This is a genomic window from Blastococcus sp. SYSU D00669 (assembly GCF_054050715.1).
The window spans coordinates 19,853-32,248 of sequence record NZ_JBJGZV010000005.1; the positions used below are offsets into that span (position 1 = coordinate 19,853).

Below are 12,396 nucleotides of genomic sequence, written 5' to 3' on the forward strand. Positions count from 1 at the left end.
CCGCCTCAGCTGACGGCCAGCACGTCCCGTTCCCCGGCCGGCGCCGGCCCCGGCCGCCCGGTCGCCCGGGCGTCGGCCCGCGCCAGGAGGCCGATCGCCCGGCGCAGCACCTCCGGCGGCTGGGTGAACGGCAGCCGCAGCCGGTCCTCCAGCGCGTGGCCGGTGCCGAACAAGGGGCCGGGGGCCAGCCGCACGCCGAGGCGCTCGGCCGCGAGCACGAGGGCGCTCGACCGCGGCTCCGGCAGGGCGCACCACAGGAACAGCCCGCCCGGCGGCACCGGCACCCGCCACGCGGGCAGCCGCTCGGCCAGCGCGTCCAGCAGCGCGGCGCGCCGCTCCCGCAGCCGTGCGCGCACCCCCTCGCGGGCGGCCTCGGCGCCGTCGAGCAGCACGCACGCGGCGAGCTGCTCGACGACCGCGCCGGCCATCGTGGTCCGGGCCAGCGCCACGGTCAGCCGGCGGACGACGTCGGCGTCGCCGCGGACCCAGCCGACCCGCAGGCCGCCCCAGAACAGCTTCGACAGCGTCCCGACGGAGACGCTGCCCGGGGCGAACGCGCCGAACGGGGCCGGCGGCTCGGCGTCCAGGCCGAGCTCGACGAACGCCTCGTCGACGACGGCGACGGTGCCCGCCCGGCGCAGCTCCCGGGCCAGCCGCTCGCGGTCGGCCGCCCCGAGCAGCCGGCCGGTGGGGTTGGCGAAGTCGGGCACCAGGTAGGCGGCCGTCGGGCGGACGGTGCGCAGCGCCCGCACGGCGGTGGCCGGCCACTCGTCCGGCGCCTCGGGGTCGAGCGCGGTGGGCAGCAGGCGGGCGCCGAGGCCGCGGGCGGCGTCGAGCGCCGTCGGGTAGGTGGGCTGCTCGACCAGCAGCGGACGGCCCGGCCCGAGCAGCAGGGACAGCGCCAGCGACACCCCGGCCATCGCCCCGCCGGTCACCAGCACCTGCTCCGGCGCGGTGGGCAGGCCCCGGGCGGTGTACCGGTCGGCGATGCGGGCCCGCAGCTCCGGCAGCCCGGCCGGGTGGTAGCCGTGACCCGGCAGGTGGCGCGGCAGCTCGGCCAGCGCGGCGGCGAAGGCCGCGGGCACCTCGGGCGGGGCGGCGGGCGCGGCGTGGGCCAGGTCGATCGCGCCGTCCCCGGGCGGCGCCGGCAGCCAGGCGCCGCGGGCGGGTCCGGCCGGCAGCACCGCGAACGTGCCGGCCCCCTGCCGCGCGTCGGCCCAGCCGTCCTCGCGCAGCCGCGCGTAGGCCGCGGTCACCGTGGCCCGGCTCAGCCCGAGCGCCCCGGCCAGCTCGCGCTCGGCCGGCAGCCGGGCGCCCAGCGGCACCCGGCCGTCGGCGATCAGCAGCCGCACCCGGTCGGCGAGCGCGGCGTAGCGCGGCGGGCGGACGGCGGCCAGGTCGCCCAGCAGCTGCGCCAGGCGGACGGCGGAGACGGCGACCACGCCACTTCCTCCCGATTGGCATGTGGGGAACAGGCCAATCCTGGCGCACGATGGACCGGTGACGCGAGTCCCCGCCCATCTCCCCCGCCGGCTGGTCCAGCTGTACCTCGGCTTGGCGCTCTACGGCGTCTCGATGGCGCTGATGATCCGCTCCGCGCTGGGCAACATGCCGTGGGACGTGCTGCACCAGGGCCTGTCCGAGCGGCTCGGGTGGTCGCTGGGCACCGTCACCGTGGTCATCGGCGCCCTGGTGCTGCTCTGCTGGGTCCCGCTGCGCCAGCGCCCGGGGCTCGGCACGGTCAGCAACGTCGTCGTCATCGGGATCGCGGTCGACGGCGCGCTGGCGCTGGTCCCGGACGTCGACGCGCTCGCCGGCCGGATCGCGCTGGCCGCCGGCGGCATCCTGCTCAACGCCGTGGCGACCGCGCTCTACATCGGCGCCCGGTTCGGCCCCGGTCCGCGCGACGGGCTGATGACCGGCCTGGTGGCGCGCACCGGCTGGTCGCTGCGGCTGGTGCGCACCGGGATCGAGGTGGCCGTCGTCCTCACCGGCTGGGCGCTCGGCGGGACCCTCGGCGTGGTGACCGTCGTCTACGCCCTGGCGATCGGGCCGCTGGTGCACGCGCTGCTGCCGCTGCTCACCGTGCCGGGTGCTCAGCGGGCGCAGGAGATGCAGGTGCGCGCGGCCGGCCGGGCGGCCAGCCGCTCGGGGGCGATGGCCCCGCCGCAGACCTCGCAGACCCCGTAGCCACCGGCGGCGCGGCGGGCCAGCGCGGCCTCGACGTCGGTCAGCCGGCGCCGCGCCGACTCCAGCAGCGCCGCCACCTGCTGCCGCTCGAAGGCGATCGTCGCCCCCTCCGGGTCGTGCTCGTCGTCGGCGTTCGACGACGCCGAGGCCGCCACGACGTCGTCGAACTCCCGCGTCAGCGCCGCGATCTGGGCCAGCGCGGCCGCCCGCTCGGCCGCCAGGGCGTCACCGGTCACGGCGCAGCAGCCGCAGCGAGCCCGTGCCGGGCAGCTCGGTGAAGTCACCGCTCGCCAGCACCCGGGTGTAGACGCCGAACGGCGCCTGGCCCCCGTCGGCCGGGTCGGGGAAGACGTCGTGGATGGCGAGGGTCCCGCCGACGGCGAGCTTGGCGACCCAGGCGTCCTGGTCGCGGCGGGCGGACTCCTCGGTGTGGCTGCCGTCGAGGAACAGCAGCGCCAGCGGGGTGGTCCACAGCGGCGCCAGCACCTCGGAGCGGGCGACGACGGCGATCACGACGTCCTCGGCGCCGGCGTCGGCGACGGTCCGGCGGAACCGCGGCAGGGTGTCGAGCCGGCCGACGGCGGGGTCGACCAGCGACGGGTCGTGGTACTCCCAGCCGGGCTGGTGCTCCTCGGAGCCGCGGTGGTGGTCGACGGTGACGACCTGGCGGCCGGTCGCGCGGGCCGCGGCGGCGAGGTAGAGCGCCGACTTGCCCATCCAGGTGCCGACCTCCAGCAGCGGCCCCGGCACGGCGACCTCGCGCGCCGCCTCGTACAGCGCCCGCCCCTCGTCGGGGGGCATGAACCCGGGCGCGGCCTCCGCGGCCGCCAGCAGATCGCACTCGTCCAACGGTTCGCTCGCCGGCTCGCTCACCGCGCCAGTCTCGCCCTCAGGGACGACAACCCGCGCGCCTCCCCCGGCTGCGAGAACCGCGCGAGGAAGGCGCCCACCGCCGTCGTCACCGGGGTGGCGAGGACGAGGCCGATGCCGCCCACCAGGGTGCGGATGACCTCCGTGGCCACGACGTCGCCGGTGAGCACCGTGCCGGCGGGCCGGCTGTAGATGCTGAAGAGGAGCATCAGCGGGAGTGCGGCACCGGCGTAGGCGAACACGATCGTGTAGACCGTCGAGGCGATGTGGTCGCGGCCGATCGCCATGCCGCGGGAGAACAGCTGCCGCCAGCTCATGCCCGGGTCGACCTCGTGCAGCTGCCACACCGCCGAGGCCTGGGTGATCGTCACGTCGTTGAGCACGCCCAGCCCCGCGACGACCACGCCGGCGATGACCAGCCCCGAGAGGTCCAGGGCCGGGTCGTAGGTCTGCAGCTGGATCGTCTCCTCGCTGGAGAGCCCGGTCAGCCTGCTCACCGACACGGCGAGCGCGCCCAGCCCCGCGACGAGCGCGAGCCCGAACAGCGTGCCGACCAGCGCCGTCGTCGTCCGCGCGGAGAACCCGTGGGCGAGGTACAGGACGACGAACATGATCGCCGCCGACCCGACCAGGGTCACCAGCGTCGGCGGGGACCCCTCCAGCAGCGCCGGCAGCATGAACTGCAGCAGGATGAAGAACGCGAACCCGAGGCCGAGCAGGGCGGCGAGCCCGCGCAGCCGCGCGACCGCCCCGACCACCACCGCGAACGCGATCGCCAGCACGACCATCGGCGTCGTCCGGGCGTAGTCGTGGAACGCGTAGCTCGGCCCCTCGGCCGCCCCCGGGTCGCGCTGGAGGACGATCTCGTCGCCCTCCTCGATGCCGTAGGACACGACCTCGGCGGGCACGTCGATCTGCACGAACTCGCCGGCGCCGTCGCCCTCGGTGACCTCGACGACCAGCGTCGCGCAGGTGAGCTGCTGCGCGCGGCCGGTCTGGTCGGTCACCGAGCAGTCGTAGGGGGTGACGGTCGAGACCGTGCCCTCGGGGTAGGTCGTGCCGGCCGGGACGGCGGCCGCCGCGGCCCGCTCGGCGCGGCCCGGCTCACCGCTCGGCCACAGCAGCACCAGGCCCAGCACGGTGGCCAGCCCCACCGGGACGAGCAGGAAAAGCATCAGCCGGACGGCGCGGCGCCGGCGGGCCAGGGTCTGCTCGTCCGGCGGCGGCGCGTCCGGGTCGGGGCCGTGGCTGTGCGGGTGAGAGGGCGGCACCCGGTCAGGCTAGGAGGCGCCGCCCTCCTCCACCGGGAAGCGGTGCCACAGGCCGGCGAGCTGCAGCGGGCGGGCGACGGCCTCGGGCGGGCCGACCAGGACGACGTCGACCGCACGCGGCTGGCCGAGCTTCTGCAGCTGGACCAGCACCGCCATCCCCGCCGAGTTCATGAAGGTGGTGCCGGCCAGGCGCAGCTCGGCGCGCTGCAGCGGGGCGTGGCTCAGCAGCAGGTCGGTGAAGGTGCGCACCAGCGGCCGGCGGGCCGCCTCGGTGAGCTCCCCCACGACGGTGACGACGGCGGTGTCCCCCCGCAGCTCCGAGGTGACCTCCGGCTCCCCGGGCGCCGGCTTCTCGTCGGGATCGCGGGTCGGTGCGGTCGGGTGCTCGTCCACGCCCCCCGGGTAGCCGGGACGGCCGCCGTTCACACGCCGCGGGCCCGGAACAAAAGTGAGCGGCAGACGTTTACTTTGGTGCGTGGCCGAGGTAATCTCTAGTCGCCACTAGAGGTTCACCCTCGGGCAGCGAACAACACCAGAGACACCCAGGAGGTTGCACCGCGATGGCCATGCTGACCGCCTACGACCCGTTCGCCGCCACCAACAGCGCCTTCCGGCTGCTGGACCAGCTGACCGGCCGCATGGGGACCGCCCGCCCGCTCTCGGGCATGCCGATGGACGCCTACAAGGTCGGCGACAACTTCGTCGCCCACTTCGACCTGCCCGGCGTCGACCCCGGCTCGATCGACCTGTCGATCGAGGGCAACACCCTGACCGTGACCGCCGAGCGCTCGGTCCCGCAGCTGGAGAACGCCGAGTGGCTGACGGCCGAGCGGCCGTACGGCAGCTACACGAGGCAGCTCGTCCTCGGCCGGAGCCTCGACACCGACCGGCTCGAGGCCAGCTACCACGACGGCGTGCTCACCGTGAGCATCCCGGTGGCCGAGAAGGCGCGGGCCCGCAGGATCCAGGTGAGCCGCGCCGACACCCCCGCCCCGGTCGAGCACCGCACGATCGAGGGCGAGTCGCAGGGGTCCAAGGCCGTCGAGGCCTGAGCCGACGGCGGACGCACGAGGGGCCGGCCCCGACCGGGGCCGGCCCCTCCGCCTTTCCGGAGCCGGCCTCTCCAGAACCGGCCTTGCAAGAGGAGGTGCCGTGACCGAGCACGACCCGCTGCGGCGGCTCGACGACCCGGACTACCCGGCGCTGACCATGAGCCAGGCCGCCGAGCTCCTCGGCGTGCAGGCGGCGTTCCTGCGCAGCCTGGACAGCTCCGGCGTGCTACAGCCGCACCGCTCCCCCGGCGGGCACCGGCGCTACTCGCGCGCCCAGCTGAACGTCGCCGCGCGCATGCGCGGCCTGCTCGACGACGGCCACTCCCTGGCCTCGGCCGAGGCGATCGTGGGTCTGCAGGACGAGCTCGCCGAGGCGCGCGCGGACGCCGACCGGCTGCGCGCCGACGTCGACCGCCTGACCGCGGAGCGGGACGAGGAGCGCTGACCGCCTGGCGGCAGACACCCTAGGGGGGTATGGTTCCTGCCGTGGCCGCGGCGCACGCCCGCGGCCGGGACCGACGGCAGGAGAGACGGCGTGGCGATCGAGGAGACCGGCACCCCGCCGGCGCACCACGGCTACATCAACCGCAAGCAGGACTACCTGACCCGGCTGCGCCGCATCGAGGGCCAGGCCCGCGGGCTGCAGCGCATGGTCGAGGACGAGAAGTACTGCATCGACATCCTCACCCAGGTCTCCGCGATGACGAAGGCGCTGCAGTCGGTGGCGCTGGGCCTGCTCGAGGAGCACCTCTCCCACTGCGTGGTCTCCGCCGCCCAGGCCGGCGGCCCCGAGGCGGACGAGAAGGTCCGCGAGGCCGCCGACGCGATCGCCCGGCTCGTCCGCTCCTGAACCCCGAGAGGAACACCCCCATGAGCACCGCCACCTACACCGTCACCGGCATGACCTGCGCCCACTGCGTGAACGCGGTGAGCGACGAGGTCGGCGCCCTGCCCGGCGTCACCGCCGTCGAGGTCGACCTCGAGTCCGGCGCGCTGACGGTCACCAGCGACTCCCCCGTGGACGACGAGGACGTGGCCGCGGCCGTCGACGAGGCGGGCTACGCGCTCGCGGGGCGCTGAGGGCCCGGTGAGCACCCCCGCCAAGGTCGCCGCCTTCGCCCTGGGCCTGGTCGCCACCTTCGGCGCCGCCCTCGGCGTGGGCGCGGTGGTCGGCCCGGTCGACGTCGCACCCGCGGCCGACGCCGAGCACGCCGCGGCCGGGGGCGGGCACGCCGCCGAGGAGGAGCACCCGGCCGGGGGCAGGAGCACGCAGCCCGCCGGTCTGGCCGTCTCCGACGGCGGCTACACGCTCCACCTCGACGCGGACGCGGCCCCGGCCGGCCCGGCGACCCCGGTCACCTTCCACGTCCTGGACGACGAGGGCACCGCCGTCACCGACTTCGCCGTCGAGCACGAGCAGCGGCTGCACCTGATCGCCGTCCGCCGCGACCTCTCCGGCTACCAGCACCTGCACCCGCAGATGGCGGCCGACGGCACGTGGACGGCCGCCCTGGCGCTCACCCCGGGCAGCTGGCGGATCCTCGCCGACTTCGTGCCGGCGGCCGACGGCGCGAAGCGCGTGCTCGGCGCCGACCTCGCCGTGCCGGGCGAGCTCGTGCCGGCCGCGCTGCCCGCGACCACCCGCACCGTCGAGGTCGACGGCTACACCGTCACGCTCAACGGCGACCTGGTGCCCGGCGAGGAGACCCGGCTGACCGCCACGGTCGCCCGCGACGGGCAGGCGGTGACCGACCTGCAGCCCTACCTCGGCGCCTACGGCCACCTCGTGGTCCTGCGCGCCGGCGACCTCGCCTACGTGCACGTGCACCCCGACGACGGCGCCGGCGCCGGGCCGCGGATCCCGTTCGCCACCACCGCCCCCACGGACGGCACCTACCGGCTGTTCCTCGACTTCCGGCACGGGGACGTGGTGCGGACGGCGGAGTTCACCGTCGACGCCGGCGAGGGGCACGACCATGGCTGAGACCTCCGGGCTGCAGTCCACCGGGCTGCAGTCCACCGAGCTGCTGATCGGCGGCATGACCTGCGCCTCGTGCGCCGCGCGCATCGAGAAGAAGCTGAACAAGCTCGACGGCGTCACCGCCACCGTCAACTACGCGACGGAGAAGGCGCGGGTCTCCTTCGCCGACGGCGTCACGACCGACGACCTGATCGCCACCGTGGAGAGGACCGGCTACACCGCGGCGCTGCCGCAGCCGGCCGAGCCGGAGGCGCCCGCCGAGGCCGACCCCGCCGCTGCGCTGCGCACGCGGCTGCTCGTCTCCGTCGTGCTGAGCATCCCGGTGGTCGCGCTGGCGATGGTGCCGGCGCTGCAGTTCGAGTACTGGCAGTGGCTCTCGCTCACTCTGGCCGCGCCGGTCGTGGTGTGGGGCGGCCTGCCGTTCCACCGGGCGGCGTGGACCAACCTGCGGCACGGCGCGGCGACCATGGACACCCTGGTCTCGCTCGGCACGCTGGCCGCGTTCGCGTGGTCGCTGTACGCGCTGTTCTGGGGCACCGCCGGCGAGCCCGGCATGACCCACCCCTTCGAGCTCACGATCGAGCGGGGCGACGGCAGCGCGAACATCTACCTCGAGGCCGCCGCCGGGGTGACCGCGTTCCTGCTCGCCGGGCGGTACTTCGAGGCCCGCTCCAAGCGGCGGGCCGGCGCGGCGCTGCGGGCGCTGCTCGAGCTCGGCGCCAAGGAGGTGTCGGTCCTGCGGGGCGGCACCGAGCGGCGGGTGCCGGTCGCCGGGCTGCGCGCCGGGGACCTGTTCGTCGTCCGGCCGGGCGAGAAGATCGCCGCCGACGGCGTGGTGACCGAGGGCTCGTCGGCGGTCGACGCCTCGATGCTCACCGGCGAGTCGGTGCCCGTGGAGGTCGGGCCGGGCGACGCCGTCGCCGGGGCCACGGTCAACGCGGGCGGCCGGCTGGTCGTGCGCGCCACCCGCGTCGGCGCCGAGACGCAGCTGGCCCAGATGGCGCGGCTGGTCGAGGAGGCGCAGAACGGCAAGGCCGAGGTGCAACGGCTGGCCGACCGCGTCTCCGGCGTCTTCGTGCCGGTCGTGCTGGCCCTCGCCGTCGGCACGCTGGGCTTCTGGATCGGCGCGGGCGCCGGGCTGCCGGCCGCGTTCACCGCCGCCGTCGCCGTCCTGATCATCGCCTGCCCCTGCGCCCTCGGGCTGGCCACGCCGACCGCGCTGATGGTCGGCACCGGCCGCGGCGCGCAGCTGGGCATCCTGATCAAGGGCCCGGAGGTGCTGGAGAGCACCCGCCGGGTCGACACCGTCGTCCTGGACAAGACCGGCACGGTCACCACCGGCCGGATGACCCTGCTCGACGTCGTCCCGGCGCCCGGCGAGGACGGCGACGAGCTGCTGCGGGTGGCCGGGGCGCTCGAGGCGGCCTCGGAGCACCCGATCGCGCAGGCGGTGGCCCGGGCCGCGGCCGAGCGCGGCCGGCTGCCGGGCGTCGAGGGCTTCGCCAACGTCGAGGGGCTCGGCGTGCAGGGCACCGTCGGGGAGCGGGCGGTCGTCGTCGGCCGGCCGCGGCTGCTCGCCGACTGGTCGGTGCCGCTCCCCCCGTCGCTGGACGACGCACGGCGCGCCGCCGAGGCCGAGGGCCGCACCGCGGTCGCGGTGGCCTGGGACGGCGCCGCACGCGGCCTGCTGGTCGTCGCCGACGCGGTCAAGCCGACCTCGGCCGCCGCGGTGCGGCAGCTGCGCGACCTCGGGCTGCGGCCGGTGCTGCTGACCGGCGACAACGAGCGGGCCGCCCGCGCGGTCGCCGCCGAGGTGGGCATCGACGAGGTGGTCGCCGAGGTGCTGCCGGCCGACAAGGTCGACGTCGTGAAGCGGCTGCAGGGCGAGGGCCGGGTCGTGGCGATGGTCGGGGACGGCGTCAACGACGCCGCCGCGCTGGCCCAGGCGGACCTCGGGCTGGCCATGGGCACCGGCACCGACGTGGCGATCGAGGCCGGCGACCTCACCCTGGTGCGGGGCGACCTGCGGGCCGCGGCCGACGCGATCCGGCTCTCGCGGCGGACGCTGGCGGTCATCAAGGGCAACCTGTTCTGGGCGTTCGCCTACAACGTCGCGGCGCTGCCGCTGGCGGTCGCGGGGCTGCTCAACCCGATGATCGCCGGCGCGGCGATGGCGTTCAGCTCGGTGTTCGTGGTGAGCAACAGCCTGCGGCTGCGCGGCTTCGCACCCCTGCCGGAGAACCGCGACGCCGCGCTGCCGGTGCCCGCCGGCCGCGTCCGGGAGCCCGCCGGCGCCGGACCGCGCGGGTGAGCGGCCGGGCGCTGGTCGCCGGCGGGTCGAGCGCCATCGGCCGCGCCGTCGCCGGCGAGCTGGCCGGCCTCGGCCTCGACGTGACGCTGTGGGGCCGCGACGCCGGCCGGCTGGCCGAGGCCGCAGGGTCCTGTGGCGGCACGTCCCGGCAGGTCGACGTCACCGACCGCGCCGCGCTGCGGGCGGCCGCCGACGAGCTCGTCGCCGGCGGCGACCTGCGCGCCGTCGTCTGGGCGGCCGGGCTGTTCGACCGGGCGCCCGCCGACGCCGCCGACGCCGGCACCTGGGGCGACCTGCTCGACGTCAACCTCACCGCGGCCGCCGTCGTCACCCCGCTGCTGCTGCCGGCCCTGCTGGAGACGCGCGGGGCGCTGGTCTACCTCGGGTCCGGTGCGTCCCGTCAGGCGTTCCCGAACAACGCGGCGTACGTGGCCAGCAAGCACGGCATCGCCGGGCTGGCCGGGGCGGTGTGGCACGACGTCAAGGCCCGCGGCGTGCGGGTCAGCCTGGTCTCGCCGGGGCTGGTGGCGGCCGGCGCGGCGCTGGGCGCGCCGGCCGCGCAGGCCTCCCCCGAGCTGCTGCTCCGGCCGTCGGACGTCGCGGCGGCCGTGCGGTTCGTCGTCACCTTCCCCGGCCCCGGCTGCCCCACCGAGGTCGTGCTGTCCCCACCGGTCGACGGCTGAGGCGCCCGGCCCGGCCCTGCCGAGAAGGCATCCCGTTCACGGAACACGGCGGGGCACGCCGCACGGGCGTGCACGGAATGCCTTCTCGGCCCCGGCTCAGCGGTGGCCGAGGTCGACCACGCAGAAGCGGTTGCCCTCCGGGTCGGCCAGGACGACGAAGTCCGGGTCCTCCGGGTAGTCCGGCCAGTCGACCCGCTGCGCGCCGAGCCCGACCAGCCGCTCGACCTCGGCCGCCTGCTCGGCGGCGTCGGCCACGTGCAGGTCCAGGTGCAGGCGCGGCCGGTCCTGCGGCGGCGTCCGGCTGCGCTGCAGCGCGAGCCCCGGCCCGCCGGCGGGCGGCACGAGGACCAGCGCCCAGCCGCCGAAGCCGTCGGTCCGCCGCTCGCAGCCCAGCGCCGCGGTCCAGAACGCCGCCGCCCGCTCGACGTCGGCGACGCCGAGCACGACCACGCCGAGACCGAGCACCGGCGTCAGCCGACCAGCCGGACGAACCGGCGCAGCTCGTCGACGAGGAGGTCGGGCACCTCCATCGCGGGGAAGTGGCCGCCGCGGTCGAACTCGGTCCACGACACCAGGTCGACGGCGTCGGCCACGGCCGCGCGCGGCGGCCGGGCCAGGTCGTGCGGCAGGACGGCCACGCCGGTGGGGACGCCGCGCGCCCACGCCGGCGTCGGCGCGTGCGCCCGCTCCCAGTAGATCTGCGCCGACGACGGCCCGGTGCGGGTGAACCAGTAGACCGCCACGTTCGCCAGCAGCTGGTCGACGTCGATCTCGCTCGCCGGGTCGGTCCACTCGGCGAACCGCTCGGCGATCCAGGCCAGCAGCCCCGTCGGCGAGTCGGTGAGCGCCGGCGCCAGCGACAGCGGCCGCGTGGACTGCAGGCTGTTGTAGCCGGCGAGCTCGCCGCGGTAGCGGTCCCACCGGGCCGCGGCCGCCGCATCGCCGCGCACGTCGACGCCCGGCGTCATGGTCACGTGCAGGCCCAGCAGCGAGTCGCCGTCCACCCGGGCCAGGTCCCGGCCGACGTGCGACCCCCAGTCCCCGCCGTGCACGACGTACCGGTCGTACCCGAGCCGGTGGACGAGCTCGGCGACGGCCCGGGCGATGCGCTCGGGCGTCCACCCGCCGTCCGGCGTCGGGCCGGAGAAGCCGAAGCCCGGCAGGGACGGGACGACGAGGTGGTGCCCGGCGCTCAGCGGCTCGAGCACCCGCAGGAACTCCACCACCGATCCGGGCCAGCCGTGCAGCAGCACCAGCGGCACGGCGCCGGGTTCGGCCGAGCGCACGTGCAGCGCGTGCACGCGGGTGCCGTCGATCGTCGTCGTCACCTGCGGGAAGGCGTTCAGCGCCGCCTCGTGCGCGCGCCAGTCCCAGCCGCCGGCCCAGCGCGCGGCCAGCTCGCGCACCCGGGCGGGTGCGATGCCGCGCTCCCCGGGCAGGTCCTGCTCGACCGGCCAGCGGCTCCGGCGGAGACGCTCGGCGAGGTCCTCGACGTCGGCCTGCGGCACCTCGACGCGGAACGCCGCGACGTCGGTCACGCCTGCTGCTGCTCGGCGAAGCGCCGCCGGGCGTCCTCCAGCGCCTTCACGCCGCCGGCGGCCTGCTCCCAGTGGCCCATCTCGGTCGTCTTGTCGGGCTCGAGCTGCTTGTAGACGTCGAAGAAGTGCCAGAACTCGGCGATCTGGTGCATCGGCACGTCCTCGAGCTCGTGCAGGTGCGCGAACCGCGGGTCCTCGGCCGGCACGCACAGCAGCTTGGCGTCCGGGCCGGCCTCGTCGCGCATCCAGTAGACGGCGATGATCCGCGCCCGCACCAGGCAGCCGGGGAACGTGGGCTCACCGACCATCAGCAGCACGTCGATCGGGTCGTCGTCCTCGGCGAGGGTGTCGGGCACGAAGCCGTAGTCGGCCGGATAGCCGGTGGCCGTGAACAGCGTGCGGTCCAGCCGGATCCGCCCCACCCTCGAGTCGTACTCGTACTTGTTCCGGGACCCCTTGGGGATCTCGACGATCACGTCGACGTCCACGCCGCGACCCTG

General features: G+C 76.3%; 16 protein-coding genes. 8 read left to right on the plus strand and 8 right to left on the minus strand.

What is annotated here, in order from left to right; all coding sequences use genetic code 11:
* Nucleotides 1–5: 5 nt before the first annotated feature.
* Nucleotides 6–1,442, minus strand: coding sequence for a MocR-like transcription factor YczR (gene yczR / locus ACI8AF_RS05500; RefSeq protein ID WP_456538668.1), 1,437 nt, complete (start codon nucleotides 1,440–1,442; stop codon nucleotides 6–8).
* A gap of 58 nt (nucleotides 1,443–1,500) precedes the next feature.
* Here yczR and yczE point away from each other — a divergent pair, with 58 nt between their 5' ends.
* Nucleotides 1,501–2,190 (plus strand): membrane protein YczE, encoded by a 690-nt coding sequence (yczE, locus tag ACI8AF_RS05505; RefSeq protein WP_456538669.1) that lies wholly within the window; start codon nucleotides 1,501–1,503, stop codon nucleotides 2,188–2,190.
* Here the strand turns inward: yczE and ACI8AF_RS05510 are convergent.
* Genes ACI8AF_RS05510 through ACI8AF_RS05525 form a run of 4 tightly spaced genes read right to left on the minus strand, consistent with a single transcriptional unit; the run spans nucleotide 2,097 to nucleotide 4,724 of the window.
* The gene (locus tag ACI8AF_RS05510; RefSeq protein WP_456538670.1) at nucleotides 2,097–2,426 is read right to left on the minus strand and encodes a TraR/DksA family transcriptional regulator; all 330 of its coding nucleotides are present in this window, start codon (nucleotides 2,424–2,426) and stop codon (nucleotides 2,097–2,099) included. The genes yczE and ACI8AF_RS05510 overlap by 94 nt on opposite strands.
* Nucleotides 2,416–3,063 (minus strand): class I SAM-dependent methyltransferase, encoded by a 648-nt coding sequence (locus tag ACI8AF_RS05515; RefSeq protein WP_456538671.1) that lies wholly within the window; start codon nucleotides 3,061–3,063, stop codon nucleotides 2,416–2,418. Before ACI8AF_RS05515 ends, ACI8AF_RS05510 begins: the two co-directional genes overlap by 11 nt.
* The gene (locus ACI8AF_RS05520) at nucleotides 3,060–4,331 is read right to left on the minus strand and encodes a YibE/F family protein (RefSeq protein WP_456538672.1); all 1,272 of its coding nucleotides are present in this window, start codon (nucleotides 4,329–4,331) and stop codon (nucleotides 3,060–3,062) included. Before ACI8AF_RS05520 ends, ACI8AF_RS05515 begins: the two co-directional genes overlap by 4 nt.
* A 9-nt stretch (nucleotides 4,332–4,340) precedes the next feature.
* Nucleotides 4,341–4,724: an STAS domain-containing protein gene (locus tag ACI8AF_RS05525; RefSeq protein WP_456538673.1), complete on the minus strand. Its 384-nt coding sequence runs from the start codon at nucleotides 4,722–4,724 to the stop codon at nucleotides 4,341–4,343.
* A 167-nt stretch (nucleotides 4,725–4,891) separates the two neighbouring features.
* Here ACI8AF_RS05525 and ACI8AF_RS05530 point away from each other — a divergent pair, with 167 nt between their 5' ends.
* From ACI8AF_RS05530 to ACI8AF_RS05560, 7 genes are all read left to right on the plus strand, one after another.
* On the plus strand, nucleotides 4,892–5,383 hold the full coding sequence (locus ACI8AF_RS05530) for an Hsp20/alpha crystallin family protein (RefSeq protein ID WP_456538674.1): 492 nt from the start codon (nucleotides 4,892–4,894) through the stop codon (nucleotides 5,381–5,383).
* Nucleotides 5,384–5,483: 100 nt separating this feature from the next.
* Complete coding sequence (locus ACI8AF_RS05535) at nucleotides 5,484–5,828, plus strand: helix-turn-helix domain-containing protein (protein WP_456538675.1); 345 nt, start codon at nucleotides 5,484–5,486, stop codon at nucleotides 5,826–5,828.
* 96 nt (nucleotides 5,829–5,924) lie between these two features.
* On the plus strand, nucleotides 5,925–6,233 hold the full coding sequence (locus tag ACI8AF_RS05540; RefSeq protein WP_456538799.1) for a metal-sensitive transcriptional regulator: 309 nt from the start codon (nucleotides 5,925–5,927) through the stop codon (nucleotides 6,231–6,233).
* 20 nt (nucleotides 6,234–6,253) lie between these two features.
* Nucleotides 6,254–6,463, plus strand: a complete 210-nt coding sequence (locus ACI8AF_RS05545) for a heavy-metal-associated domain-containing protein (protein WP_456538676.1) — start codon at nucleotides 6,254–6,256, stop codon at nucleotides 6,461–6,463.
* 7 nt (nucleotides 6,464–6,470) lie between these two features.
* Nucleotides 6,471–7,367: a hypothetical protein gene (locus ACI8AF_RS05550; RefSeq protein WP_456538677.1), complete on the plus strand. Its 897-nt coding sequence runs from the start codon at nucleotides 6,471–6,473 to the stop codon at nucleotides 7,365–7,367.
* On the plus strand, nucleotides 7,360–9,675 hold the full coding sequence (locus ACI8AF_RS05555) for a heavy metal translocating P-type ATPase (protein WP_456538678.1): 2,316 nt from the start codon (nucleotides 7,360–7,362) through the stop codon (nucleotides 9,673–9,675). Before ACI8AF_RS05550 ends, ACI8AF_RS05555 begins: the two co-directional genes overlap by 8 nt.
* The gene (locus ACI8AF_RS05560; protein ID WP_456538679.1) at nucleotides 9,672–10,358 is read left to right on the plus strand and encodes an SDR family oxidoreductase; all 687 of its coding nucleotides are present in this window, start codon (nucleotides 9,672–9,674) and stop codon (nucleotides 10,356–10,358) included. Before ACI8AF_RS05555 ends, ACI8AF_RS05560 begins: the two co-directional genes overlap by 4 nt.
* Nucleotides 10,359–10,454: 96 nt before the next feature.
* On the opposite strand, the gene ACI8AF_RS05565 is transcribed toward ACI8AF_RS05560, so the two are convergent.
* Genes ACI8AF_RS05565 through ACI8AF_RS05575 form a run of 3 tightly spaced genes read right to left on the minus strand, consistent with a single transcriptional unit; the run spans nucleotide 10,455 to nucleotide 12,384 of the window.
* Nucleotides 10,455–10,823: a VOC family protein gene (locus ACI8AF_RS05565; protein ID WP_456538680.1), complete on the minus strand. Its 369-nt coding sequence runs from the start codon at nucleotides 10,821–10,823 to the stop codon at nucleotides 10,455–10,457.
* Between the two features lie 5 nt (nucleotides 10,824–10,828).
* Nucleotides 10,829–11,896, minus strand: coding sequence for an epoxide hydrolase family protein (locus ACI8AF_RS05570; RefSeq protein WP_456538681.1), 1,068 nt, complete (start codon nucleotides 11,894–11,896; stop codon nucleotides 10,829–10,831).
* A complete protein-coding gene (locus tag ACI8AF_RS05575) occupies nucleotides 11,893–12,384 on the minus strand; it encodes an inorganic diphosphatase (protein WP_456538682.1) in 492 nt (163 codons plus the stop codon). Before ACI8AF_RS05575 ends, ACI8AF_RS05570 begins: the two co-directional genes overlap by 4 nt.
* Between the last annotated feature and the right edge of the window lie 12 nt (nucleotides 12,385–12,396).